The following is a 26,502-nucleotide window of genomic DNA, read 5'->3' on the forward strand; positions in this document are numbered from 1 at the left end:
ACTATTTGACTTTTTGACTTTTACTGATATAATAGCAATTAGAAAGTGAATAGTGGTCCGGAAATGGAAAAGAGTCAACTCCATTCGGTTATTGACTGCTATTGAACCTGATAGAAGGAGGTGCAGCGTGATGAATGAACGCTACAGTGAAGAGGTAAAGGCTATATTGGAGGCTGCTCAGCAGCAGGCAGTTATGAACTATCACCAGGAGCTGACAACGGCACATGTTCTGGCAGCATTGTGCGGCAGCGACGGCTTCTTTAAATATTTGCTGCAGAGCCTGCACATTGATGAAAATGCTTTCAGCAAGGATGCTAAGGCTTTGGTACAAAAAATCCCCGGAGTAAAAGGTCAGGACCGTCAGCTGATGATGGGTACCGGCTTTGCCAGAGTAATGGCTATTCTGGGACAAGGTAAGGAAGAAATCGGTATCGGCCAGCTGGTTGCGGCTATGGCCAGTGACGGTGACAGCGATGTAGTATCGATCTTCCGTAAATATGGTATAGACAAGAAAAAAGTTGAGGCGGCATTTATGCAGTATCAAAATAGCGAAGCAAATGATGAAACTAAAAAGACGCTGGAAAAATACGGCCAGGATCTGACAGCAAAAGCTAAAGAAGGCAAGCTGGATCCGGTAATCGGACGTGATGAGGAAATCCGTCGTACGATTGAAATCCTTTCGCGTCGTAAGAAAAATAACCCGGTGCTTATTGGTGAGCCTGGCGTTGGTAAAACTGCCATCGTTGAAGGTCTGGCAAGACGTATTATTGCCGGCGATGTACCGGAAAGCCTGAAGAATAAAACCCTGTATGCTCTGGACCTGGCGGCTTTGGTTGCCGGTGCCAAATACCGTGGTGAATTCGAAGAGCGTCTGAAAAAGGTATTGAAGGCTGTCAGCGAAAGTGCCGGTCAGATTATCATGTTTATTGATGAGCTGCATACCGTTGTCGGTGCCGGTGCTGCCGAAGGCGCTATGGATGCAGGCAACATCCTGAAACCGATGCTGGCACGTGGCGAGCTGCGCTGCATCGGTGCAACTACGCTGAACGAATACCGTAAGTATATTGAAAAAGACAGTGCGCTGGAGCGTCGTTTCCAGCCGGTAATGGTTAAGGAGCCTAGCGTTGAAGATACAATTTCCATCCTGCGTGGCCTGCGTGAACGCTATGAGGTACATCATGGCGTGCGCATTAAAGACGCTGCTCTGGTGGCTGCTGCTGTGCTTTCTAACCGTTATATCAATGACCGTTTCTTACCTGATAAGGCTATTGACCTGGTAGATGAGGCTGCTGCCCGTCTGCGTACCGAAATTGATTCGCTGCCGACTGAGCTTGATGAAAGCAAACGTCGTATCCTGCAGCTGGAAATCGAAGCTCAGGCCTTGGGCAAAGAGGAGGATGCTCAGTCCAAAGATCGTTTGGCTAAGCTGAATGAGGAGCTGGCAAAGCTGCGTAAGGAAAATGACGAGCTTGTTAAACGCTGGGATGCAGAAAAGGCTTCTATTGCCCGCGTACGTGAGGTAAAGAAGGAAATCGATGCTGTGAAAAACCAGATGGAGCAGGCTGAGCGCGACTATGACCTGAATAAAATGGCTGAATTGAAATACGGTCGTCTGCCTGAGCTGCAGAAGGAATTGGCTGCTTTGTCCAAGAAGGATGAAAACGGCAATGACAATGTTATGCTCAAGGAAGAGGTTGACGAAGAGGATATCGCGAAGGTTGTCAGCACCTGGACCGGTATTCCTGTTGCCCGCTTAGGCACCGGTGAACGTGCTAAACTGGTTCACCTAGAGGAAATCCTGCACGAGCATGTTATCGGTCAGGATGAGGCAGTTAAGGCTGTCAGCGAGGCTGTTATCCGTGCGCGCGCCGGTATCAAGGATCCTAACCGTCCGATTGGCTCCTTTATCTTCCTTGGTCCTACCGGTGTCGGCAAAACCGAGCTGGCTAAGACCTTGGCAGAGGTCCTCTTTGATGATGAACGCAACATGGTGCGTATCGATATGAGCGAATACATGGAGAAGCATACCGTATCTCGTCTGATCGGTGCGCCTCCGGGATACGTCGGTTATGATGAAGGCGGTCAGCTGACCGAGGCTGTACGCCGTCATCCGTACAGCGTAATCCTGCTGGACGAAATCGAAAAGGCACATGCAGATGTCTTTAACGTATTGCTGCAGGTTCTGGACGATGGCCGTCTGACTGATGGTAAAGGTCGTATCGTTGACTTCAAGAATACCCTGATTATTATGACCAGTAACCTTGGCAGCAGCGAGATTATGAAGGCACAGGGCTCTATGGACAGAGAAAAGATTCAGCAGATGCTGATGAACTTCTTCCGTCCGGAATTCCTGAACCGTGTTGATGACATCGTTGTGTTCAAACCGCTGCAGGCAGAACAGATTAAGGAAATCGTTAAACTGGTACTGCGTGAGCTGGGCGACCGTCTGAACAAGCAGCTTGAGCTGACGCTGACTTATACCGACGAGGCTGTTGCTTTCCTGGCAAAGGCCGGCTTTGATTCTGCCTTCGGTGCTCGTCCGTTGAAACGTCTGATTGTCCACACTGTAGAAAATATCCTGGGCAAGAAGATTGTTGCAGGCGAAATTAAAAATGGCGACAAGGTTGAGGTTGTATTGGTAAACGATGCAATTGACGTTGTCGTAAAATAAAACAGCTTTGGGTTTAAGCGCCCTCTGCTGCCGTGAAAGCGGTGGCGGAGGGTGCTTTTTTCTTATCTGCCGACAGGCCTGTTATTGCGTAGCAGGTGGTTAAATGATACAATTAAAAGAGATGTTCAGTTAATGAGTTGCCAATGCATGATGTTTATAAAACGAGGTGAGCAAAATGAAATATACATATGTAGAGTTCGCTGATGGAACACTTGTTACTTTTAATGATATACGCAAGGATAAGAACGGTGAGCATATTGATGTTTATTTTGAACGTCCTGTAGATACCGGCTTTGACTATTTGCAGATTTCCTTGCCTGACTTAGATACAGCTTCTTTTGAGGGATACAGCGAGGCTGAAATAGAAGATTTAAAAGATTTCGCTGCTGATAATGCAGCCTTGATTTGGGAGATGGCACGCGAAGGAGGAGATCATCTTGCCAATGCTGTATAAGCTTTTAGGTTATACAATATATTTTTGGTCAGGTGATGCCGGTGAGCCGGTTCACGTACACGTTTGTAAAGGCAGGCCTACTGAAAATGCAACTAAAATATGGGTTGGGGAACGTGTTATTTTAGAGCATAATAAAAGCAAAATTCCTGATGCCGATTTGCTGAAAATACTTCGCTTCGTATCTCAGAACAAAAAGAGAATCATTGAACAGTGGAATAAGCATTTTGGTGTATGAGTTTTTAGCATCTGTCTGGTGTCTGACAGGTGCTTTTTTCTTTACTCCGAAGTTTTCCGAACGATTTTCTAAAAAACTGTTAAAAAGTTCACAGTTTATTTGACGTTTACGCGTTGGATTGGTATAATTAAAGTGAATTATTTAAGTGATTGAGAACCCGGGTTAGATTTTGCACAGGATTTTGAAACTGAACAGCTTTCTGCTTGGGTTTTATTGTTTCTACAAGTAATTTTTGGGAGGTAGATTTCAATGAAAGTTGCAATTATCATGGGTAGTAATTCTGATTGGCCTGTACTTGAGGCTGCAGAAAAAACTCTGAAGGAGTTTGGCGTTGAAACTGAAGTAGTAGTTGCTTCCGCTCACCGTACTCCGGATGTAGTACAGAACTTTGCTAAGGGTGCCCGTGACCGTGGCGTAGAGGTAATTATTGCCGCAGCCGGCGCAGCTGCTCATCTGGGTGGTTTCATCGCTGCCTTTACTACCGTTCCTGTCATCGGTATTCCTATTAACGCAACACCGTTGGCCGGTATGGATGCACTGCTGAGCTTTGTACAGATGCCTTCCGGCGTGCCTGTTGCAACGATGGCTATCAATGGTGCCAAGAATGCTGCATTGTTCGCAATTCAGATTCTTTCCGTAAAATATCCGGAGCTGGTAGAAAAGCTGGCAGAGCATCGTGCAACAATGCGTGAAGAAGTAAGAGCTAAGGGTGAGAAATTGGCTTCCATGCGTGGCGTTCCTGCGCAGGAGTTTAAGGATTTACACCTGTAATAGTGAGTAGTGGATAGTGAATAGATACTGACCACTAGTCACTAATCACTGATAACTAATAACTGATAACTAAAAACTAAAATTAAGGAGAAAAATTGTGGAGCAGATTTTCGAGGAGCAAAATTTTAGCGAGGACAAGCTGCATGAGGAGTGCGGTGTCTTTGGTATCTTCAGCCATAATGAAGATGTAGCACTCAACACCTATTGGGGACTGTATGCGTTGCAGCATCGTGGCCAGGAAAGTACCGGTATTGTTGTAACTGACGGCGAGCGTATGAAAATTAAAAAGGGCATGGGCCTCGTTGCCGATGTTTTCAAGGACGGCGTTGCTGATTTGCAGGGCTATGCGGCTATCGGCCACGTACGTTATTCCACCACCGGTGCCAGCATGCCGTATAACATTCAGCCGCTGAAGGTTTATTTTGACGGCGGTAACCTTGCGCTGAGCCACAACGGTAACCTGACTAATGCCGGTCAGCTGCGTGCTAACCTGGCTAAGGAAGGCGCAGTATTTAATACTACTGTTGACAGTGAGGTTGTATTGACCTTGATTGCCTACAGTGCACGTCCGACTATTGAAGAGCGTGTAGCAGAGGCTGTTAACCAGATTAAGGGCGCTTTTGCTATTCTGCTGTTGACTGATAATAAAATCATCGCTGTACGCGATCCTTACGGCTTCCGTCCGCTGGTACTCGGTAAGATGGAAAACGGCTGGTGCGTTGCTTCCGAATCCTGTGCTTTTGACTTGGTTGGTGCAGAGCTGGTACGCGATGTTAAGCCCGGCGAAATGATTATTATCGACAGCGATAACTCTGAACCGCGCAGCATGATGTGGGCTGAAAACAAACCGGCAAAGCCTGCGCACTGCATTTTTGAATATGTTTACTTTGCTCGTAATGACAGTATCATCGACAACCAATCTGTATATGATGCACGTATCCAGATGGGACGCGAGCTGGCTAAGGAAACTCCTGATATTCATCCGGATATCGTTATTTCCGTTCCTGACAGCGGCACTCCGGCGGCAATCGGCTATGCTATGGAGGCAGGTGTTCCCTTCCTGGAAGGCCTTACCAAAAACCGTTATGTAGGCCGTACTTTTATTCAGCCGACGCAAAAGCAACGTGCTAATGCAGTACGTCTGAAGCTGAATCCGGTACGCAGCGTTGTAGAAGGCAAATCTGTTGTTATGGTCGATGACTCCATCGTTCGCGGCACTACCAGCGGCAAGATTGTTAAACTGCTGAAGGAGGCAGGCGCACGTGAAGTGCATGTATGCATTTCTTCTCCCCCGGTAACAGACAGCTGCTACTATGGTATTGATACCTCCGAGCGTAAAGAGCTGATTGCGGCACGTTGCACGGAAAATGAAATCTGCCGTTATATTGGGGCAGACAGTCTGCATTATATTTCTATGGATGGCATGAAACGTGCTATTGATAAAATTGATCCCGATGGTTTGTGCTGTGCCTGCTTCAGCGCTAAATACCCCGATAACGCAGATAGTGTAATCAAAGCAGAACCTGAAAGCATTATTGAATAACAGGAGGAAGGCTCATGAGCGAGGAAAAGAAACAACTTACTTATGCTGATGCCGGTGTAGATATTGATGCTGGTAATAAAGCAGTAGAATTAATGAAGGACAGCGTACGTGCTACCTACAGACCTGAGGTTATCGGTGACCTGGGCGGTTTCGGCGGCCTGTTTGCTTTAAACAGCGGCAAATACAAGGAGCCTGTGCTCGTCAGCGGTACTGACGGCGTAGGCACTAAACTGAAGCTGGCTTTCATGGCTGATAAGCATGATACTATCGGTCAGGATGCTGTAGCAATGTGCGTTAACGATATCCTGGTACAAGGCGCAGAGCCCTTGTTCTTCCTGGATTACATTGCAGTAGATAAGGTTGATTCCCAAAAGGTTGCCAACATTGTTAAGGGTGTTGCCAATGCCTGCAAGGAAAGCGGCTGTGCTCTTATCGGCGGCGAAACTGCCGAAATGGCCGGCTTCTACTCCAAAGGCGAATACGACATTGCAGGCTTCTGCGTTGGCGTTGTTGACAAGAGCAAAATGATTACCGGTGACAAGGTTAAGGCCGGCGACGTGCTTTTGGGCCTGCCTTCCAGCGGTGTGCATTCCAACGGCTTCTCCCTCGTACGTAAAATCTGCTTTGAGGCTATGGGCTACACCATGGACACCGAAGTTCCGGAATTTGGCTGCACCTTGGGCGAAAAGCTGCTGACTCCGACTCGTCTGTATCCGAAAACCTGCCTGCCGCTGATTGAAAACTTCGATCTGCACGGCATGGTGCATATTACCGGCGGCGGCTTCTATGATAATATCCCCCGCATTCTGCCCGAAGACTGCGATGCTGAGGTAAATGCCGAGGCTTGGGAAGTTCCTGTTGTCTTCAAAAAGCTGCAGGAATGGGGCAATGTGCCTTGGGCTGAAATGTACCGCACCTTCAACATGGGCGTAGGTATGGTATTGGTTGTTGACCCGTCTGAGGCTGACGCTGTACGCGCTCACCTGAAGGCTGAGGGCGAAACCTTCTATGAGCTGGGCAAGGTTGTTCCCGGCCACAAAGAAACGATTATGAAAGGCGGCGTTTTCGGTGCATAAAATCGGCGTACTTGTAAGCGGTCGCGGCAGCAATCTGCAGGCAATTATGGACCGTATCGCTGATGGCTATCTGTCGCTGGAAATCGCGGTTGTAATCAGCGATAAGCCTGATGCTTTTGCTTTGGAGCGTGCGCAAAAGGCCGATATCAAAACCGTTGCCGTAGAGCGTAAGGCTTGCGCTTCCAAAGAAGAATTTGAAGCAAAAATCAACGCTGCTTTAGAAGCAGAGGGCTGCGAGCTGGTAGTTCTCGCAGGCTTCATGCGTATTCTGAGCGCTGATTTCGTAAATAAATGGCAGCATAAGATTATTAACATTCATCCGGCGCTGCTCCCGAGCTTCCCCGGTCTGCACGGCCAAAAGCAGGCTGTGGATTACGGTGTAAAATTCAGCGGCTGCACTGTTCATTTTGTAGATGCAGGCACTGACAGCGGCCCGATTATCCTGCAGAAGGTTGTTCCTGTTATGGATGACGACACCGAGGATACTTTGGCTGACCGCATTCTGGTGCAGGAGCATATCGCGATGCCGGAGGCTTTAAAGCTTTGGGCAGAAGGAAAGCTGACAATCGAAGGCAGAAAGGTAAAGGTTAAAGCATGAAAATTAAAAGAGCATTATTAAGCGTTAGTGATAAAACCGGCATTGTAGAGCTGGCAAAATTCCTGAGTGACAACGGTGTAGAAATTATTTCTACCGGCGGCACCATGAAGGCTATTAAGGAAGCAGGCATTCCTGTAACCTATGTAAGTGATGTAACCGGCTTCCCCGAAATCATGGACGGCCGTGTAAAAACTCTGAATCCGAAGATTCATGGCGCAATCCTGGCTGTACGCAGCAATCCGGAGCATATGAAGGCTTTGGCTGAGCATGACATCACCCCGATTGACCTGGTTGTAGTTAACCTCTATCCCTTCCGTGAAACTGTTGCCAAACCCGGCGTAACCGAGGCTGAGGCAATTGAAAATATTGATATCGGCGGTCCGGCAATGGTACGTGCCAGCGCTAAAAACTTCAAGGACGTTGTTATCGTAACCTATCCTAGCCGTTATGCCGGCTTAATGGAAATGCTCGCTAAAGAAGGCGACGTTGATGCACGCACCCGCAAGGAGCTGGCATTGGAAGCCTTCACTCATACTGCTGAATACGATGCAATGATCAGCGAATATCTGAAGAAGCAACTGGAGAAATAACCATGAATATTTTATTAATCGGTGGCGGCGGCCGCGAACACGCTTTAGCGTGGAAGCTGGCGCAAAGCCCTAAGGTTGAAAAAATTTATGCTGCTCCCGGCAACCCGGGCATGGCACTGCTGCCTAAATGCGAATGCATTGCTCTGGATGTTGAAAATCTGGAGGGTGTAGCAGATTACGCTGAGGAAAAGAGCATTGACCTGACCGTTGTAGGTCCTGAAGCACCGCTTGTTGCAGGTCTTGCGGACGTTTGCAAACGCCGCGGTCTGCCGGTGTTCGGTCCTTCCAAGGCTGCAGCGCAGCTGGAAGGCTCCAAAGCGTTTTCCAAAGAGCTGATGGCAAAATACAATATTCCTACCGCCTTCTTCAAAATTTGCGAGGATATTGAAACCGCTAAGGCTTATGTTGAAGAAAAGGGCGCACCTATCGTAGTTAAGGCTGACGGTCTTGCAGCAGGCAAGGGCGTTGTTGTTGCAATGACTAAGCAGGAAGCACTTGACGCTATCGACGAAATGATGGCTGACCATAAATTCGGCAACGCAGGCGCACGCCTCGTTCTGGAAGAATACATGGAAGGCGAGGAGGCTTCTCTCCTGGCATTTACCGACGGCAAGACCATTGTGCCGATGATTGCTTCCCAGGACCACAAGCGCGTATTTGACGGCGATGAAGGCCCCAACACCGGCGGTATGGGCACCTATGCTCCCGCTCCGGTTATGACCGACGTGCTGCGTTTAAAAGCAACCGAGCTGATTCTGAAGCCTGTTATCGCTGCCATGGCAGCAGAAGGCATGCCGTATCAGGGCTGCCTCTATGCCGGCCTGATGATCAAGGGCGACAGCGTGAAGGTTGTAGAGTTCAACTGCCGCTTCGGTGACCCCGAAACTCAGGTAGTGTTACCGTTGCTTGACGGTGATTTGGCTGAAATTATGCTGGCCTGCGCTACCGGAACTTTGGATCAGGTAGACTTCGGCTGGTATGACAAGGCTGCTGTATGCGTAGTAATGGCTTCCGGCGGTTATCCCGAAAGCTATGCCAAGGGTATGGAAATTACCGGTCTGGCTGACGCTGCTGCAGATAAAGACGTTGTTGTATTCCACGCAGGTACCAAAGCTGATGGCGCTAAGGTTCTTACCAACGGCGGACGTGTGCTTGGCGTAACTGCCGTAGACGCAAATATCAAGGCTGCACGTGACCGTGCATATACTGCTGTAGAAAAAATTAATTTTAATGGTGCTTTTTGCAGAAAAGATATTGCATGGAGAGCCTTAAAGAGGTAAAATAGATAAAATACCTACTCGGACCGCAGAAAAGCAATTTTTTCAAGTAATTATGTTACATGATTAACAATTGCTTTGGCTGTGGTAAACAAAAAATTATTAAGAAAAGGATGATGAAAGAATGGCTTTTTATTATGATGAACCTGCTCACACATTTAGTGAGTACCTGTTAGTTCCCGGTTATTCCTCCGAAAAATGTATCCCCGCCAATGTAGACCTGCGTACGCCGCTGGTTAAATACAAAAAAGGTGAAGAGCCGGCAATTACTATGAACATCCCGATGGTTTCTGCTATCATGCAGGCTGTTTCCGGCGAAAAGCTGGCTGTAGCTCTTTCCAAAGAGGGCGGCGTTTCTTTCATCTATGGTTCTCAATCCGTAGAGGACGAAGCTGCTATGGTTGCTCGCGTTAAAGGCTATCGTGCAGGCTTTGTAAGCAGCGACTCCAATATCCGTCCGGACAGCACTCTGGCTGACATCTTGGCACTGAAGGAACGCACCGGTCACTCCACTGTTGCTGTTACCAGCGATGGTACCGCTAACGGCAAGCTGGAAGGCATTGTTACCAGCCGTGACTATCGTCCGAGCCGTATGTCTATGGATGCTAAGGTTCGTGACTTCATGACTCCGATTGACAAAATGGTTTATGCTCCGAAAGATACCACCCTGCAACAGGCTAACGATATCATCTGGGAGAAAAAACTCAACACTCTGCCTATCGTTGATGACGACGGCCGTATGCTGTACATGGTATTCCGTAAAGACTATGCAACTCATAAAGAATATCCGTTGGAGCTGCTGGACAGCAAAAAACGCCACATCGTTGGCGCAGGTATCAACACCCGCGACTATGCTGAGCGTGTTCCCGCATTGATTGATGCAGGCGTAGACGTACTCTGCATTGACTCCTCCGAAGGCTACAGCGCATGGCAGAAAATCACCCTGGACTGGATCCGTGAGCACTACGGTGACAGCGTTAAGGTTGGTGCAGGCAACGTAGTAGACGCTGAAGGCTTCCGCTTCTTGGCTGAGGCTGGCGCTGACTTCATTAAAGTTGGTATCGGCGGCGGTTCTATCTGCATTACCCGTGAGCAAAAAGGTATTGGCCGTGGCCAGGCAACTGCTTTGATTGACGTTTGCAAGGCTCGTGACGAATACTTCGAAGAAACCGGCGTATACATTCCTGTATGCTCCGACGGTGGTATCGTTTATGACTACCACATGACTCTGGCTCTGGCTATGGGAGCTGACTTCATGATGCTGGGCCGTTACTTCGCTCGTTTCGACGAAAGCCCGACCAACAAGGTTAACATTAACGGCACCTACATGAAGGAATACTGGGGCGAAGGTTCCAGCCGTGCACGTAACTGGCAACGTTATGACATGGGCGGCGCAGCTAAGCTGTCCTTCGAAGAAGGCGTTGATTCCTATGTTCCGTACGCAGGCAGCCTGAAGGATAACGTAAACCTGACCTTGGCTAAGGTTCGTTCCACCATGTGCAACTGCGGTGCTCTGAACATCCGCGAGCTGCAGGAGAAGGCTAAGCTGACTTTGGTTTCCGCAACCAGCTTGGTTGAAGGCGGCGCACATGACGTTATGTTGAAAGAAAACTCCAACAGCAACTATCCTAAATAATTAAATGAATGTAAATGGCAAGCTCTCGAAGAAATTCGAGGGCTTGTTTTTCTATACAAAAAGCTCCACTGAACGAATCGTTCAGGGGAGCCTGTCTGTTTTTCAGCGAAGTTTCGCTGTTATATTACCCTGTAAAGCTGAAAGCTTTGCGTATCGCAGGAAACCAGCTTATAGTTGATTCCTTCGCGCAATCCTTCAAAAACAGGAATGTGGTTTTCACCGTGAATGTGGCCGTAGACACAGTGCTGCACGCCGTACCGCAGCATAAGATTAGTAAAGCAGGTGTGCTCCGTGCGTGCAAAGAGCGGCGGATAGTGAAAGGCCGTAATTATCTGCTGCGCCTGCATTTTATGCGCCTGCTGCAGGGAAAGCTCCAGGCGGATTCCCTCGCGATTGTAAATTTTTCTGTCGGCGTCACTGAAGCTTTCGGCTGAGGGCAGCAGCCAGCCGCGGGTGCCGCAGACAGCAATATCCTCTGCCATAATGCAGTCGTTCTGCAGAAATTCAAAATGAGCGCCGTAACGCTGCTGCATTTTGCTCAAGCTGCTCCACCAGTAATCATGGTTGCCGCGCAGCAGCAGCTTGCGACCGGGAAGCTGCGCCAACCAGTCTAAATCCTGTGCTGCTTCTTCCAAAGTCATGGCCCAGGAAATGTCACCGCAGACAATAACGGTGTCCTGTGCGGTTACGGTGTTTTGCCAATTAGCGGCAACCTTTTCCTTATGGTTGCGCCAATGCTCCCCGAAAACCTCCATGGGCTTGCTTGCCGGTTCGCCTGATAAATGCAGGTCGCCTATTGCGTAAATATGCATAATATTATCACCTGTAAGTGTTGATTTTATTTTAGACTCTGTTCAGCAGGAAGCGTGCTAAGGCCGGAACATCAGAAACATAGTAATCGGCACCTGCCTCCGACAGTTCCTCGTAGCTGCCGAAGCCGAAGCCTGCACCGATGCAGGCGATACCGTTGGCGTGAGCGGCGAGAACGTCCTCACGACGGTCGCCGATAAGTGCTATAGTCTTTTTAGCTTCCGGCGTAGTGAGTTGCCATTTTTCCAAAGCGGCGGCAACTACCAAAGCTTTTTTGTCTGTTTTGCCGTCTAGGCTGCAGCCGGTGATATCTTCCAGATAGGGATTAAAGCCAAAGCGTTCGGCAATTCGCAGCGCAAAAACCTCCGGCTTGGCGGTAGCCATACCGAGGCGGCGGCCATCCTGCTGCAGGTCTGCCAATAGCTCCATGATACCGGGATAAACCTTGTTTTCCCAAATGCCGATATCGGTGTAGCGTTCGCGATATTTTTCTACGCCGATTTCAGCCTGCTCTCTGGTCATGCCGTAATATTTGATAAAGCTGTCGCGCAGAGGCGGGCCGATGAAAACCTCCAGCTTTTTTAAATCAGGCTCTTCGATATTTTGAGCGCGCAGGGCGTATTGTACGCATTTGGTGATACCCTCGGCGGAATTTGTCAGGGTACCGTCTAAATCAAAGAGTAAATTTTGAAACATTTATTGCTCCTTATTCGCTTCAATAGAATTTTTTTGGACTTGTATAACTGATTATAACACACTTTAGCAAATTAGTGATACAATAATGGTTATTAGAGACAGATAGATTTCATGAGGGGGAATAAAAAATGACAATTAAGCTTTTTGAAAATAATTCTTTGCTCAAACAGTGTGTGGCGAAGGTTACGGCCTGCACGCCTAAGGATGGCAAATATCTGGTTGAGCTTGACCAGACGGTTTTCTTTCCGGAGGGCGGCGGTCAGTTGAGCGACAGAGGTAAGCTGGCTGATGCTGTTGTAAGCCACGTAAGCGAAAAGGATGGTCACATTTACCATGAGTGCGACAAGCCGTTGGAGGTTGGTGTTGAGGCAGAGGCTGTGCTGGACTGGCCTGTGCGTTTGGACAGAATGCAGCAGCATTTGGGCGAGCATCTTTTGTCCTACGCATGCTGGAAGCTGTTTAAGGCCAACAACATCGGCTTTCATATGAATGAGGATGATGTTTTTATTGACCTTGACAAGGAGCTGACGGACGAGGAGCTGCTGCAGGCAGAATTATATACGAATGAGATCATCTGGGAGAATCGCCCGGTACATATCAGCTACATGGACAGCACAGAGGCTGTCAAGCTGAAGGATAAAATGCGTAAGTTCAACAGCAAGCTGACAGGTACGCTGCGTATCGTCTCGGTTGAGGATGCCGATATCTGTACCTGCTGCGGTACGCACCCGCCGTTTACAGGAATGCTGGGCAGCGTTAAGGTCATCCGCCATGAAAAGCACAAGGGCGGTTGTCGCGTAGAGTTTGTTTGCGGCCGCAGAGCACTGCTTGATGCGGACACCAAGAACAGCACTTTGCTAAATGTTGCTGCAAGTCTTTCCGTGAAGCCTGAGCAGGTGCCTGCTGCCGTAAGTAAGCAGAAAAATGATTTGCTGGCACAGCTTGATGTTGCCAAGAGTAAGCTTTTGAAGATTGAAGAGGAAAAGCTGCAGGAAACGTATGCTGCTGCACCGGTGAATGCTGACGGAGTAAAAGTTTTGGCTTTGCCTATGGAAGGTCACGATGCCAAGGATATCAAAGCCTTTCTGCCGAAGGTTACTGCCTTGGCAAACACGCTGAGCCTTTTGGTAGCAGTGCAGCATGAGCGCATCAGCTATGCAGTTGCTTTGGGTGCTGATACTGCAGGTGATTGCCGCAGTGTTATTAAGCTGCTCAACGAAGCCTTTGGCGGCCGTGGCGGCGGCAAGAGCGATTGCGCGCAGGGCGGTGCGGATTATTGCGCCGATTGGCAGGAAAAGCTGCAGAGCGTTGTAGAAAAACTGAAGTAACAAGCGCAAAATAAAAAGACGGTCAAGCGACCGTCTTTTTATTTTCGTGAACATATTGTCAATAAATAGAATAGCTGTTATAATAACACTAGAGATTCTGACAGGTCGGTTCCTCCGTAAGGAGGTGGGAGCATGACAGTAGCCGAAGCGTTACAGATAATGTTAACATTTGGTTTGCTTGTTGCGACCATTATGTCTAAACGTAAGTAATTTTGCTTACAATATAACAAAAGACCGACATTAGAGGTCAATGTCAGCCTTTTGTCAAATATACACAATTAACAGAGAGGGCTGACATGCGACTGTCAGAGTCTCTCTTTGTCTTTATTATAGCAAATTTACGTTTTCTGTCAAGCTTACAACTCGTTGATCATAGCAATGAGTCTGTCAACCTCTTCGTCCTTGGTTGCCCAGCTGGTGCAGATGCGCACGCTGTAATTGCCGTCCTCCAGATAAGCAATGTGGCTGAGAGCAAATTCCTCGCTCAGCTTTTCAAACTGTGCCGGAGTCATAATCACAAATTGCTGGTTGGTGGGGGACTCGGTAACGAACTTAAAGCCTTTGGCTAACAGTGCATCACGGATTTTCAGCGCCTGCAGTGTGCCCTTGCCGCAGATTTTGCTGTAAAGGTCATCTTTCATAATTGCGCCGAACTGTACGCCAAGCAGACGTCCTTTGGCCATGATAGAACCGCATTGCTTAGCAATAGTGCGGAAGTCAGGCTTGAGTGCATCGTTCAAAATAACAACTGCTTCGCCGAAGAGCAGGCCGCATTTGGTACCGCCGATATAGAAGACGTCGCAGTTGGCTGCCAAGTCTGCAGCAGTCATATCGTTGTCGGGAGCGCCGAGAACATAGCCTAAGCGTGCGCCGTCAACAAAGAGGTAAAGACCGCAGTCCTTGCAGGCCTGATATAAATCCTGCAGCTCGTTTTTGCTGTACATGCTGCCGATTTCAGTCGGTTGGGATATATAAACCATTTTAGGCTGAGCCCAATGCTCACGGCTGGGGTCGGTATCGTACATTTTCCATTCGTGGCGGATTTGCTCGGCGGTGAGCTTGCCGTCCTCGCTCGGAAGCGGCAGTACGCGGTGGCCTACATGCTCAATAGCACCGGCCTCATGCGTATTGATATGGCTGGGAACAGCGCCGTAAACAGCCTGATGCGGACGCAATGCAGCACAGATAACCGTCAGGTTTGTTTGGGTGCCGCCAACGAGAAAATGCACATCAGCGTTCGGGCAGGCAAAGGCTTCTCTAATCAATTTACGTGCTTCGTCGCAGTAGGGATCAAGGCCGTAGCCGTCGGTCTGTTCCATGTTGGTTTGCACGAGTTTTTCAAGGACTGCAGGATGGCAGCCTTCGGTGTAATCACTGTTAAAACGATAAGTCATTTTAAATCACCTTCAATTTTTAAAATTTATATATGTACTTGGGAGTTTAACTGTGTAAAGGCTCTATCGGAGGAGAACCTGTTACAAAAATTCCAAGACCTTCTTACTTCTTGCCTAAAATTTTCTTGCCTACGAATTCATATAACACAGGCAGCAGGGAAAAGACAACGATGCCCAGAGTTACCAGTGTGAAATTATGCTTGATGGCAGGGATATTGCCGAAGAAATAACCGCCGCCGACAAAGAGAAATACCCACACTACGGCACCGATGACATTGTAATGAGCAAAGGTCAGGTAGTGCATTTTGCCGATGCCGGCAACGAAGGGTGCGAAGGTGCGTACAATCGGTACAAAGCGTGCCAGAAAAATAGCCTTATGACCATGCTTGTCATAAAAAGCGCTGGCCTTGTCGACATGCTCCTTCTTGATGATGTTCTTCTTAATCATGTGCATGCCGAGATGCTCGCCTATCATATAATTGCAGGCATCACCCAGCACAGCCGAAACTAAAAAGATGGGCACGATAATTTTAATATCCATGCCTTCGGGTGCGGCAGCGGCAAGGGCGCCACAGGCGAAAAGCAGCGAATCGCCCGGTAAAAATGGGGTAACTACCAGACCGGTTTCGCAGAACACTACCATGAACAGGATAGCGTAAATCAGATGACCGTAGGCCATCATAATTTCCGGCAGGTGCTTGTCCAGGTGAAGAATTAAATCGATAAAATACATTGCGTATGCTTCCATAAAAATTTCCTTTCTTAACCTTGAGTCATATAAAATAATTTTAACACAAAAAACCAAACGTTGTAAGAGAATTTTAAGCCGAAAATGTGATTTTTCCCTTAAATATGTGGTAAAATAGAAGCTATAAGGTTGTAATGTACAAGTTGTAACAATTATTTAGATAAGGAGTGTTTTCTTTGGACCAAGAATTATGTTGGTGTGGCAGCGGTAAAGCATATGCAGACTGCCACAAAATGAATGATGCGAAAATTGCGTTGCTGCAGGCTCAGGGCTGCGAGGTTCCTGACCGCGATATGATTAAAACTCCGGAGCAGATTGCAGGTATTCGTGCAGCTTGCAAAATCAATACCGGTGTATTGGATGAGGTTGCCAAATATATTAAGGCCGGTATGACTACTGCTGATATCGACAGAATCGTTTACGAATATACAGTAGCACATAATGCTATCCCTGCACCGTTGGGCTATGAGGGCTTCCCGAAAAGCGTGTGCACCTCTATCAATGACCAGGTTTGCCATGGTATTCCCAGCGAGCATGATGTGCTGCGCAGCGGTGACATTGTGAACGTAGACGTTTCTACTATCTACAATGGCTATTATGCTGACGCATCCCGTATGTTTATGATCGGCAAGGTTGCTAAGCCGGCGGCAGATTTGGTTGCGATTACCAAGCAATGCCTGCTGCGCGGTATTGAAGCAGCTCAGCCTTGGGGATTTTTGGGCGATATCGGCGCTGCCGTTTCCAAGCTGGCACATAAGCACGGTTATTCCGTTGTCGAAGAATTCGGTGGCCACGGCGTTGGCGTAGAATTCCACGAGGACCCGTTCGTCTGCCATGTAGGCAAGCGCAAAACCGGTATGGTACTTGTACCGGGAATGATTTTTACTATTGAGCCGATGATTAACATGGGTCACAGAGATATCTTTGTTGACGAGGCTAACAACTGGACTGTTTATACCTGTGACGGCAGTCTTTCCGCTCAATGGGAGCACCAGGTCCTGATTACCGAAAACGGTCCGGAGATTTTAACATATTAATTAATGGCTTGACGGCTGTGCAGGCAGTCTTAATCTTTATTATTGTGCCCGGGCCCTGCAGCTTGGGCAAATAGATAGCATAGGAGGCTATAATAATGACAGACTTTTTGGAAAAAACATTCCGCCTGAAGGAACATCAGACGGATGTCCGCACAGAAATTCTTGCCGGTATCACCACCTTTATGACGATGGCTTATATTTTAGCTGTTAACCCTGGCATTTTAAGTGCTGCCGGTATGGATGCGGGCGCTGTATTTACCGCTACTGCTTTGGGTGCTTGTCTTGGTACTCTGCTCATGGCGCTGTTCTCTAACTATCCTTTTGCTCTTGCTCCCGGTATGGGCCTGAACGCCTTTTTTGCTTATACTGTTGTAGGACAGATGGGTTATAGCTGGCAGATTGCGTTGGCAGCTGTTTTTGTCGAAGGTATTCTGTTCATTGTTCTGTCCCTGACTAAGGTGCGCGAAGCGTTGTTCAACTCCATTCCGCCTGCATTGAAATTTGGCGTTACCAGCGGTATCGGTCTGTTCATCACCTTTATCGGCCTGCAGAATTCCAAGCTCGTTGTTGCGGGACCGACTCTTGTCGGCCTGTATCCGTTTAAGGCTGCTTTGGCAGACGGCACCTTTTGCTCCACCGGTATCGGTGCTTTGCTGGCACTTATCGGTATTCTGCTGACTGCGGTAATGATGACGAAAAAGGTTCCCGGCGGTATCCTCGTTGGTATTCTGGTTACCTGGGGCTTAGGCATGATTTGTGAGCTGACCGGTATTTATGTACCGAATCCGAAGCTCGGTATGTTTTCCGTTATGCCCAGCTTTGCTAACGGTATTTCTGTTCCCAGTCTGGCACCGACCTTTATGCAGCTGGACTTCAGTGCTATCTTCACCTTTAACTTCATTACAATCATGCTTTCCTTCATGTTTGTAGATTTGTTTGATACCCTTGGCACCCTGATCGGTGTTGCTTCCAAGGCTAAAATGCTGGACAAGGACGGCAAGCTGCCGAATATTGAAGGCGCTCTGCTGGCCGACTCCATCGCTACTACCGGTGGTGCGCTGCTGGGTACTTCCACCGTTACTACCTTCGTAGAAAGCAGCGCCGGCGTTGCTGTCGGCGGCCGTACCGGTCTTACTGCTGTTACTGCAGCAATTCTGTTCTTCCTCAGCTTGTTCTTTGCACCGATTTTCCTGGCAATTCCTGCCTTTGCTACCGCTCCGGCACTGGTAATTGTAGGCTTTTTGATGGTAAGCAGCCTGCTGAATGTAGACTTTGATGATATGACCGAAGCTATTCCTGCTTTTGTTGCAGCAGTAGCAATGCCTTTTATGTATTCTATTTCCGAAGGTATTTCCATGGGCATTATCTCCTATGTGGCAATTAACTTGCTCAGCGGCGAATACAAAAATAAAAAAACCAGCTGGATTGTGTATGTGCTGGCGGTAATCTTTATCCTGAAATATATTTACGTGTAAAAGGATTGAGGTAATAAATATGATGGACCGTGTAAGAGCGGTCGCACTCGGTAACAGCCCTGCTGATATTCTTTTGAAGAACGGCAGGGTTGTTGACGTGCTGACCGAAACAATTTATGAAGCTGATGTTGCTATCGCCGAGGGCATGATTGCCGGCGTCGGCAGCTATGACCAGGCGGAAAAAATCATCGATCTGCAGGGAGCATATGTTGCGCCCGGTCTGATTAACGCGCATTGCCATGTAGAAAGCTCGATGGCTGTGCCTGAGCATTACTGCGCTGAGGAGCTGCGCTGGGGCGTAACCACGCTGATTACCGACCCGCACGAAATTGCCAACGTAGCGGGTGCAGCAGGCATTCACTATATGCTGGAGGCCGGCGGACAGATGCCGCTGAACTATTATGTGAATCTGCCGAGCTGCGTGCCCGCGACACGCTTTGAGCACAGCGGCTGTGTGATGGACGCGCGTGATATGATTAAGCTTGTCAATGAGCCGGGTGTACTCGGTATGGGCGAAATGATGAACGTGCCGGGTGTTATTTATAATTCCGCCGAGGTACAGAAAAAGCTGGACCTGTTCCAAAGTTTGGGCCGCGTAATCGACGGTCATGCACCCTGCGTGCGTGGCAAGGAGCTGGCAGCCTACGTTGCCAGCGGTATTGATACCGACCATGAGAGCATCAGCTGGGACGAGGCGAAGGAAAAGCTGCGCAACGGTCTGGCAGTGCTGGTGCGCGAGGGCAGTGCTTCGCGTAATCTTACGGCAATTTTGCGCGGCGTTATTGAAGAAGGTATTGATGTAAGCAGTTTGGCCTTCTGCACCGATGATAAGCATCTTGCCGATATTCGCCACGAAGGAACTATTCGTCACTGCGTACAAATGGCGATAGAATTAGGTATGGAGCCTGTGCGTGCTCTGCGTCTGGCAACTATCAACGCTGCGCGTATTTACGGCCTGCGCCGCGTGGGTGCTGTTGCTCCCGGCTGGCAGGCAGATTTGGTAGTTTTTGACAACCTGCAAAGCCTTACGCCGCAGGCTGTTTTCCATAAGGGCGTGGACGCGCTTATGGCTTGCGAAAAGATTACGCCTGTTACTCCCAATGCCAGCCTGCAGGGCAGCGTGAAGCCTGCGGCATTTGATGCCGAAACCTTCTCTTTATCGCATTTTGACGATGACAGGGAATATCCTGTTATCACTATGCTTCCCGGTGAAATTTTTACCGAAAAGAGCACCATTATGGGCAAGGATATTGCCTCCGCTTTGGAAAAAGGCGATGTATATCTGATTGCCGTGCTGGAAAGACATCACGGTACCGGTAATGTGGGACTTGGCCTCTTGCGTGGCTATGGCCTGAAGGACGGTGCGGTAGCGACAACTGTGGCACACGATTCACATAACCTGATTGTTATCGGCACAAGTCCGGAAGCAATGAATGCTGCCGCTAAGGAGCTGGTACGTGTACAGGGTGGTTATACATTGGTCAAGGGCACCGAGGTTATTGATACGCTGCCGCTGAATATCTGTGGACTGATGAGCAGCGCGCCTGCCGAGGAGCTTATCGGCAGTCTTGATGAGATTGCGGCGAAGGCGCATGCACAGGGAGTTTTAGACGGCATCGACCCGTTCATCAGCCTGAGCTTTATGGCGCTGCCGGTTATTCCTAAGCTGCGCATTACGGATATGGGTATGTTCGACACGGAAAAATTTGAATTTATAAAGTAGAAATATTTGAGGGGAAAAATATGCATAAGCTTGTATCACAATTAGTTATTTACCGCAATCTGCCGACGGACAATTTGCTGGAGCCGTTGGCTGATATCTGCGCCAAATTTGCCGGCGGAAATTATAATCGCGAGGAACTGACAGCGGAAATTTATGAGCAGGTACATAAGCTGCTTGATATCGGCACCGTTTATGGTTTTGACAAAAATCTTTGGCACAATTATCTGGCTTATTTGCTCGTCAGCTGTGAAAATCCCTTTGCTATTACCTGCGAAAAGGTTGGAGCCTGTGATGGCAGCGTCAACCTGTTTGCCAAGCATGACTTTCAAATCTTTCGGCAGCTGTTTGCCTACGATTTCAGTGAACTGGAGCAAGCCTTGGAGATTAACTGCTTTTCGTTAATCAGCAATTATCAGGCTGTGGTGAAGCAGGAGCGTCGCTATAACAAAAATATCAGCGACAAGGTGCAGGCACTCAGCACTGCTTTGGAAGGTGCTGCCGATGCTGAGGAGTTTTTCGCCTGCGTTACCAAATTCTATCATGATTACGGCGTGGGCAAGCTTGGTCTGAACAAGGCCTTCCGCATAGCGCAGGCGCAGCAGGGCGCGCCAGAGCTGGTGCCAATATCCAATACGGAGCAGATTACCTTTGCTGATCTCATCGGTTATGAGGACCAGAAGAAGCGCCTGTTGGAAAATACGGAGGCTTTTGTAGCAGGCCGCCCGGCAAATAACGTGCTGCTTTTTGGTGACAGTGGTACAGGCAAATCCAGCAGCATTAAGGCGCTTATCAACAAATATTATGATCAGGGCCTGCGGATGATAGAAATCTACAAGCATCAGTTCCGCGATTTATCGCAGGTAATTGCCCAAATTAAAAACCGTAACTACCGCTTCATTATCTATATGGATGATTTGTCATTCGAGGAATTTGAAATCGAATACAAATATCTGAAGGCTATCATCGAAGGCGGTCTGGAGGTGCGTCCGGATAATATTTTGATTTACGCTACCTCTAACCGCAGACATCTGATTAATGAAACGTGGAAGGACCGCAACGATGTAATGCAGGAGGACGGCATTTACAAGTCGGATACGATGCAGGAAAAACTTTCTCTGGTTAACCGCTTCGGCTGCACGATTTATTACGGACAGCCTACGCAGAAGGAATATTACAAAATTGTCTGCGAGCTGGCTAAAAAGCAGGGACTGGAGCTTGCTGACGACTTCCTTTGTGCCGAAGCGCGGAAGTGGGAGCTGCATCACGGTGGCATTTCCGGACGTACGGCGCAGCAGTTTATTAATTATCTGCAGGGTGTTGCTGATTTTAGTAAAAAATAGCTTGCGTTTACTTGGCGGATATGTTACACTAGTCTAGTGTTAATGCAAGCCGCTTTGCCAAGCAGGGCAGCTTCTAAATTATGAATATAATGTTCTTAGCAAAGAGAGGTGTAAAGAATGAAAGAAAAGATTCATCCGAATTACGGTGAAGTTACTGCTACCTGCGCATGTGGTGCAAGCTTCGTAACTGGTAGCACTAAAAAAGAATTACGCGTGGATGTTTGCTCTAAATGCCATCCATTCTTCACTGGTCAACAACGTAACGTAGCTGCTCGTGGTCGTATCGAGAAGTTCAACAAACGTTACAACAAAGAACAATAATCTATACAATAAGGCAGAGCTTGCACATGCGGGTTCTGCTTTATTTAGTTTTACGGAGTATATCTATGAGCACGAAAAAATTATCTGTAGGCGGACAAGCCGTAATTGAGGGCGTTATGATGCGCGGACCGCACAAGGTGGCCGTTGCCGTACGTCAACCTGACGGAGAAATTGCCGTGGATGTAAATCCTGTCAACAGTATCCGTGATAAATATCCTATTTTGAAAAAACCGCTGCTTCGCGGCGTTATTGCTTTATTTGAATCATTATATGACGGTATCAAGGCTTTGGCCTATTCGGCGCAGGTTTCCGGCGAAGAGGACGAGCAGCTGACAGGCAAGGAGATGGCGATGACTATTGCTACTTCCGTATTGCTGGCTGTAGGTCTGTTTATTGTTATTCCGACCTGGTCTATGCGTTTTCTGCATGAGCTGACTGAGGATCCGATGATGCTCAACCTGGCTGAGGGCGTGCTGCGCATGGTTATTTTTCTGGCCTATATTGCAGCGATTTCCTCTATGGAGGACATTCAGCGCGTCTTTCAGTATCACGGTGCGGAGCATAAAACTATTTATACCTATGAGGCAGGCCTACCCCTGCGTGTAGAAAATGTGCGTCCGTTCAGTACGCTGCACCCGCGCTGCGGCACCAACTTTCTGATGATTGTCATGCTGATAAGCATGTTTATTTTTACCTTCCTAGGCTGGCCCAGCCTGCTGGAGCGTATTGCCTCCCGTGTAGTGCTGATGCCGGTAATTGCGGGCGTCAGCTATGAGATTATTCGTTTTGCCGGTGCGCATAACGATAATAAGCTGGTGCATATGGCAATTATGCCGGGACTTTTGCTGCAGAAGCTGACTACACGTCAGCCTGACGACAGCCAGATTGAGGTGGCAATTGCTTCGCTGAAGGCAGTGCTGCCGCCTGAAGAAATTATAGAGTAAAAGTGATTTTATAGGTTTGCAGGCTGATCTATGAGGCTCTCCTTGGGGAGAGCTGGCGCCCGTAGGGCGACTGAGAGGGGACTGCACTATTCTGCCTTTAAAATAACGTTATATTGAACACTTCGCTTGTAGGAGAGAATGTTTTCTTAAAGAATCACTTTGAATTAAATTTATAAGACTAACATAACACTTGAGAGGAGAATTTCTAATGCTCGACAAATTGCAGGCACTAGAAGACAGATATTTAGACTTAGAGGCAAAAATCAGTGACCCCGAAGTTATTGCTGACCAGACCAACTGGCTGAAGGCTACCAAAGCGCATGCCAAGCTGGAACCGATTGTTACCGCTTATCGTGAATACCGCGATATGATTAAGGCTCGCGACGAGGCAGAGGAGCTGCTCGCAGCAGGCGATGACGAAGAGCTGGTTGAAATGGCTAAAGAGGAACTGAAGGAGCTCAAACCGCAGATTGAAGAATATGAGGAGAAGCTCACCATTCTTTTGCTGCCTTCCGACCCGAACGATGATAAAAACGTTATCGTGGAAATCCGCGGCGGTGCCGGCGGTGATGAGGCTGCGCTTTTTGCCGGTGTTCTCTTCCGTATGTATCTGCGTTATGCAGAAACCCGCGGTTGGCGTGTTGAAGTTATGGATTCTAGTCCGACAGAACTGGGAGGCTTCAAGGAGGTCGTTTTCCAAATCAGTGGCGACAGTGTTTACAGCCGTATGAAATTCGAAAGCGGCGTACACCGTGTACAGCGTGTGCCGGAAACCGAATCCCAGGGACGCGTACACACCTCTACCGTTACCGTGGCTGTACTGCCGGAGGCTGAAGAGGTTGATGTAGAAATCAATCCTGCAGATCTGCGTGTCGATACCTACCGTGCAGGCGGTGCCGGCGGCCAGTACGTAAACAAAACCGAATCCGCTGTACGTATTACACATATTCCGACAGGCATCGTGGCACAGTGCCAGGATGAAAAATCTCAGCTGAAGAACCGTGAAAAATGTATGCGCGTATTGCGTGCGCGTATTTTAGAGCAGGCGCAGGAGGAGCAGCGTGCCGCTACTGCCGAGGACCGCAAAAGTCAGGTAGGCACCGGCGACCGCAGCGAGCGTATCCGTACCTACAATTATCCGCAGGGACGCGTTACCGACCACCGCATCGGTCTGACACTGCATAAGCTGGACAGCATTGTCAACGGTGATCTGGACGAGCTGCTGAGTGCGCTGATTACTGCTAAGCAAAGCGAACAATTACGGCAGGTGAAATAAAATGGTTAAGCCGGTTTGGACAATTATGGAAATCTTAAACTGGACTAAGCAGCACTTTGAAGCAAAAGGCGTGGAAAATCCGCGCCTTGATGCCGAAGTGCTGCTTTGTGCTGTCTTGAAATGTGAACGCATCAAGCTGTATACCGAGTTTGACAAGCCTTTAAGCGAGGAGGAGCGTGACAAGATGCGCTCTTATGTAGAGCGCCGCGCTAAGCATGAGCCGCTAGCCTACATTATCGGTGAGCGTGCTTTTATGCGCAATAACTTTAAGGTTACGCCTGCTACCCTGGTGCCGCGCCCGGAAACGGAGCTGCTGGTGGAAAGCCTGGTGAAGGCTGCTCCGATGCTGCGCGCCGACGGTGTCGTCAAGGCTCTGGATATCGGTACGGGCAGCGGTGCTATTATCGTTTCGCTGCTTGATTATCTGCCTGCTGCCGTTGGCGTGGGCGTGGATATCAGCAACGAGGCTTTGGCAGTGGCCAAGGAAAATGCTGCAGCGATTGGCGTGGATAAGCGTGTTGCCTTCCGCCAAAGCGATTTGTTCAGCAATGTACCTGTAGAGAAAAAATTTGATATCATCGTTTCCAATCCGCCGTATATTCCTGCTGCCGATATTGCGACGCTGGCGCAGGATGTACAGCAGGAACCGCGTACTGCACTTGACGGCGGTGCGGACGGTCTTGATTTTTACCGCCGCATCTGTGCCGAAGCTGCGGAGCATCTGGCCGAAGATGGCTTGCTGGCGTTTGAAATCGGCATCGGCCAAAGCGAGGCTGTGCAAAAGCTGTGCTTGGAGCATGGCTTTGCCAAAACTGCCGTGCGCCCGGACTATGCAGGCATACCGCGCATGGTTTTTGCGTTAAAAGAAAAAGAGGGTGAGGATAAATATGAAAACATCCTACTGGAAATTACAAAAGAACTCTGATAATCAAGAGATTATGCAGGAGGCAGCGGCACTGATCCGTGCGGGTGAGGTCGTATCGTTTCCGACGGAAACAGTTTACGGTTTGGGTGCGGATGGATTGAATCCTGAGGCTGTAGCCAAGATTTTTGCTGCTAAGGGCAGACCTAATGATAATCCGTTGATTCTGCATATTGCTAAAAAGGAAGATATTGCGCAGCTGACTACCGGCTTGAATGCTAATGCCAAAAAGCTCATGGAGCATTTTTGGCCGGGACCGCTGACACTGATTGTCAATAAATCTGCTATTGTGCCTGACGCTGTAAGCGCAGGTTTGGAAACTGTCGCTGTACGCTTCCCGTCCAATAAATTTGCCCAGGATTTTATCCGCGCCTGCGGTTGCCCTATTGCGGCGCCGTCGGCCAATATTTCCGGACGTCCGAGCCCGACGAATGCTCAGGATGTACTGGAGGATATGCAGGGTAAAATCGCCGGTATGCTTGATGGCGGCAACTGCGGCATCGGTCTGGAATCCACTGTGGTGGATACAACGAGTGCTGTCCCCACTATCCTGCGACCGGGCGGCATTACCTATGAAATGCTGACGGAGGTTATGGGTGCGGTAGAAATCGACCCGGCGCTGCAGGGAGATAAAAACTTTAAGCCAAAGGCACCGGGGATGAAGTACCGTCATTATGCTCCGAAAGCACCGGTGTACCTGTTTGAAGGCGAAGCCTGCAAATGTTTGCCGCAGGTTATTGCCAAGGCTCTGGCTGAAGGTAAAACCGTCGGCGTGCTGTGCGGACGTGAGCTGGAGAGCGAGCTGGCAGAGCTTGTCGAAAAGCAACAGCTGCAGCTTTCCTGCTGGGGCGACAGCCGCGAGCAGCTGGCAGCGGATTTGTTCTACCTGCTGCGCGATTTTGACCGTACCTGTCCGGACGTCATCCTCGCCGAAGGCGTAGAGGAGGACGGCTTGGGACTGGCAATCATGAACCGCCTGCGTAAGGCTGCGGGCTATCAGATCATAACGCTGGAAAACGGCAGCCTGCATTTAAAAAATAATGTAAATTTACCGTCATTTATGTTACAATAAAGGTTAAAGATAATCCCGGCATTAAAAAGCAGGAGAGGAGAAGATTATTTATGAAAATTGCAATGGCTTGTGATCATGGCGGCTTCCATCTGAAGGAGCATATCAAAAAATATTTAGAGGATAAAGGCATCGAGGTTGTTGACCATGGTACCTACAGCGAAGATTCCGTAGATTATCCCGACTATGCAGCTAAGCTGTGCGAGGATATTACCAGCGGTGCCAGCGGTGCGCAAAAGGGCATCCTGATTTGCGGTACCGGTATCGGTATTTCTATCGCTGCTAATAAATGCAAAGGCATTCGCGCTGCTTTGTGCGGTGATGTTTTCTCCGCTAAAATGTGCCGTGAGCATAACAATGCCAACGTGCTCTGCATGGGCGAGCGTGTTCTGGGCGTAGGTCTGGCAGAAATGATTACCGATACTTGGCTGGAAACCGAATTTGCCGGTGGTCGTCATGAACGCCGTGTAAATAAAATCATGGATTTGGAAGCAAAATAATCGTCTTTGCGTCGCAGCCTAAACGATTTTTGCGTTTCTGAAAAATAAACAGAAAAGAAGTAAAGCAA

26 protein-coding genes are annotated in these 26,502 nt (G+C 48.7%); 22 read left to right on the top strand and 4 right to left on the bottom strand.

Translation table 11 applies throughout. The features are described 5' to 3' along the window. Window positions 1-130: 130 nt before the first annotated feature. The 10 genes from clpB (at window position 131) to KAH19_RS05960 (ending at window position 10,851) form a co-directional block, all read left to right on the top strand. Complete coding sequence (gene clpB / locus KAH19_RS05915) at window positions 131-2,671, top strand: ATP-dependent chaperone ClpB (RefSeq protein WP_210685506.1); 2,541 nt, start codon at window positions 131-133, stop codon at window positions 2,669-2,671. Between the two features lie 175 nt (window positions 2,672-2,846). Further along, complete coding sequence (locus tag KAH19_RS05920; RefSeq protein WP_210683807.1) at window positions 2,847-3,125, top strand: hypothetical protein; 279 nt, start codon at window positions 2,847-2,849, stop codon at window positions 3,123-3,125. Next, window positions 3,115-3,360, top strand: a complete 246-nt coding sequence (locus tag KAH19_RS05925; RefSeq protein WP_210685507.1) for a DUF4160 domain-containing protein — start codon at window positions 3,115-3,117, stop codon at window positions 3,358-3,360. The genes KAH19_RS05920 and KAH19_RS05925 overlap by 11 nt, the downstream gene beginning before the upstream one ends. Before the next feature lie 249 nt (window positions 3,361-3,609). Next, window positions 3,610-4,131, top strand: a complete 522-nt coding sequence (gene purE, locus KAH19_RS05930; RefSeq protein WP_009146062.1) for a 5-(carboxyamino)imidazole ribonucleotide mutase — start codon at window positions 3,610-3,612, stop codon at window positions 4,129-4,131. A 97-nt stretch (window positions 4,132-4,228) separates the two neighbouring features. Further along, window positions 4,229-5,674, top strand: a complete 1,446-nt coding sequence (gene purF, locus KAH19_RS05935; RefSeq protein WP_210683808.1) for an amidophosphoribosyltransferase — start codon at window positions 4,229-4,231, stop codon at window positions 5,672-5,674. Window positions 5,675-5,688: 14 nt separating this feature from the next. Next, entirely contained in the window at window positions 5,689-6,750 is a 1,062-nt protein-coding gene (gene purM, locus KAH19_RS05940) for a phosphoribosylformylglycinamidine cyclo-ligase (RefSeq protein ID WP_210683809.1), read from the top strand. Beyond that, window positions 6,743-7,348, top strand: coding sequence for a phosphoribosylglycinamide formyltransferase (gene purN / locus KAH19_RS05945; RefSeq protein ID WP_210683810.1), 606 nt, complete (start codon window positions 6,743-6,745; stop codon window positions 7,346-7,348). Before purM ends, purN begins: the two co-directional genes overlap by 8 nt. Then, entirely contained in the window at window positions 7,345-7,938 is a 594-nt protein-coding gene (locus KAH19_RS05950) for an IMP cyclohydrolase (RefSeq protein ID WP_009146066.1), read from the top strand. The genes purN and KAH19_RS05950 overlap by 4 nt, the downstream gene beginning before the upstream one ends. Window positions 7,939-7,940: 2 nt before the next feature. Beyond that, a complete protein-coding gene (purD, locus tag KAH19_RS05955) occupies window positions 7,941-9,218 on the top strand; it encodes a phosphoribosylamine--glycine ligase (RefSeq protein WP_210683811.1) in 1,278 nt (425 codons plus the stop codon). 121 nt (window positions 9,219-9,339) lie between these two features. Continuing rightward, a complete protein-coding gene (locus KAH19_RS05960; protein ID WP_009146068.1) occupies window positions 9,340-10,851 on the top strand; it encodes an IMP dehydrogenase in 1,512 nt (503 codons plus the stop codon). A gap of 119 nt (window positions 10,852-10,970) precedes the next feature. Here KAH19_RS05960 and KAH19_RS05965 read toward each other — a convergent pair whose 3' ends face one another. Then, the gene (locus tag KAH19_RS05965) at window positions 10,971-11,663 is read right to left on the bottom strand and encodes a metallophosphoesterase (RefSeq protein ID WP_210683812.1); all 693 of its coding nucleotides are present in this window, start codon (window positions 11,661-11,663) and stop codon (window positions 10,971-10,973) included. A 31-nt stretch (window positions 11,664-11,694) separates the two neighbouring features. Beyond that, window positions 11,695-12,357 (bottom strand): HAD hydrolase-like protein, encoded by a 663-nt coding sequence (locus KAH19_RS05970; protein WP_210683813.1) that lies wholly within the window; start codon window positions 12,355-12,357, stop codon window positions 11,695-11,697. Window positions 12,358-12,485: 128 nt separating this feature from the next. On the opposite strand from KAH19_RS05970, the gene KAH19_RS05975 reads away from it, so the two are divergent. Next, window positions 12,486-13,685, top strand: coding sequence for a DHHA1 domain-containing protein (locus KAH19_RS05975; RefSeq protein ID WP_210683814.1), 1,200 nt, complete (start codon window positions 12,486-12,488; stop codon window positions 13,683-13,685). Window positions 13,686-13,817: 132 nt separating this feature from the next. Beyond that, window positions 13,818-13,895, top strand: a complete 78-nt coding sequence (locus tag KAH19_RS11060; protein WP_222859573.1) for a putative holin-like toxin — start codon at window positions 13,818-13,820, stop codon at window positions 13,893-13,895. A 146-nt stretch (window positions 13,896-14,041) separates the two neighbouring features. Here KAH19_RS11060 and KAH19_RS05980 read toward each other — a convergent pair whose 3' ends face one another. Both KAH19_RS05980 and KAH19_RS05985 read right to left on the bottom strand, forming a co-directional pair. Then, window positions 14,042-15,079, bottom strand: a complete 1,038-nt coding sequence (locus KAH19_RS05980) for a low specificity L-threonine aldolase (protein ID WP_210683816.1) — start codon at window positions 15,077-15,079, stop codon at window positions 14,042-14,044. A gap of 103 nt (window positions 15,080-15,182) precedes the next feature. Next, a complete protein-coding gene (locus KAH19_RS05985; RefSeq protein WP_210683817.1) occupies window positions 15,183-15,827 on the bottom strand; it encodes a DedA family protein in 645 nt (214 codons plus the stop codon). A 176-nt stretch (window positions 15,828-16,003) separates the two neighbouring features. On the opposite strand from KAH19_RS05985, the gene KAH19_RS05990 reads away from it, so the two are divergent. From KAH19_RS05990 to rpiB, 10 genes are all read left to right on the top strand, one after another. Beyond that, window positions 16,004-16,864: a methionyl aminopeptidase gene (locus KAH19_RS05990; RefSeq protein ID WP_210683819.1), complete on the top strand. Its 861-nt coding sequence runs from the start codon at window positions 16,004-16,006 to the stop codon at window positions 16,862-16,864. Window positions 16,865-16,959: 95 nt separating this feature from the next. Continuing rightward, a complete protein-coding gene (locus KAH19_RS05995) occupies window positions 16,960-18,339 on the top strand; it encodes an NCS2 family permease (RefSeq protein ID WP_210683820.1) in 1,380 nt (459 codons plus the stop codon). A 19-nt stretch (window positions 18,340-18,358) separates the two neighbouring features. Continuing rightward, window positions 18,359-20,062 carry an adenine deaminase gene (ade, locus tag KAH19_RS06000; RefSeq protein ID WP_210683822.1) on the top strand — a complete coding sequence of 568 codons (1,704 nt, stop codon included), beginning with the start codon at window positions 18,359-18,361 and terminating at the stop codon, window positions 20,060-20,062. A 20-nt stretch (window positions 20,063-20,082) separates the two neighbouring features. Next, window positions 20,083-21,402: an ATP-binding protein gene (locus KAH19_RS06005; RefSeq protein WP_210683823.1), complete on the top strand. Its 1,320-nt coding sequence runs from the start codon at window positions 20,083-20,085 to the stop codon at window positions 21,400-21,402. A 117-nt stretch (window positions 21,403-21,519) separates the two neighbouring features. Continuing rightward, window positions 21,520-21,723, top strand: a complete 204-nt coding sequence (gene rpmE / locus KAH19_RS06010; RefSeq protein ID WP_021720275.1) for a 50S ribosomal protein L31 — start codon at window positions 21,520-21,522, stop codon at window positions 21,721-21,723. Between the two features lie 65 nt (window positions 21,724-21,788). Beyond that, window positions 21,789-22,667: a DUF1385 domain-containing protein gene (locus KAH19_RS06015; protein ID WP_210683825.1), complete on the top strand. Its 879-nt coding sequence runs from the start codon at window positions 21,789-21,791 to the stop codon at window positions 22,665-22,667. Window positions 22,668-22,875: 208 nt separating this feature from the next. Further along, a complete protein-coding gene (gene prfA, locus KAH19_RS06020) occupies window positions 22,876-23,943 on the top strand; it encodes a peptide chain release factor 1 (protein ID WP_210683826.1) in 1,068 nt (355 codons plus the stop codon). Window position 23,944: 1 nt separating this feature from the next. Continuing rightward, the gene (gene prmC / locus KAH19_RS06025; protein WP_210683827.1) at window positions 23,945-24,868 is read left to right on the top strand and encodes a peptide chain release factor N(5)-glutamine methyltransferase; all 924 of its coding nucleotides are present in this window, start codon (window positions 23,945-23,947) and stop codon (window positions 24,866-24,868) included. Then, entirely contained in the window at window positions 24,831-25,937 is a 1,107-nt protein-coding gene (locus KAH19_RS06030) for an L-threonylcarbamoyladenylate synthase (RefSeq protein WP_210683828.1), read from the top strand. Before prmC ends, KAH19_RS06030 begins: the two co-directional genes overlap by 38 nt. A gap of 50 nt (window positions 25,938-25,987) precedes the next feature. Beyond that, window positions 25,988-26,434, top strand: a complete 447-nt coding sequence (rpiB, locus tag KAH19_RS06035) for a ribose 5-phosphate isomerase B (RefSeq protein ID WP_210683829.1) — start codon at window positions 25,988-25,990, stop codon at window positions 26,432-26,434. The last annotated feature ends 68 nt before the right edge of the window (window positions 26,435-26,502 follow it).

The organism is Phascolarctobacterium sp. Marseille-Q4147 (genome assembly GCF_017968825.1).
Classification (GTDB): domain Bacteria; phylum Bacillota; class Negativicutes; order Acidaminococcales; family Acidaminococcaceae; genus Phascolarctobacterium_A.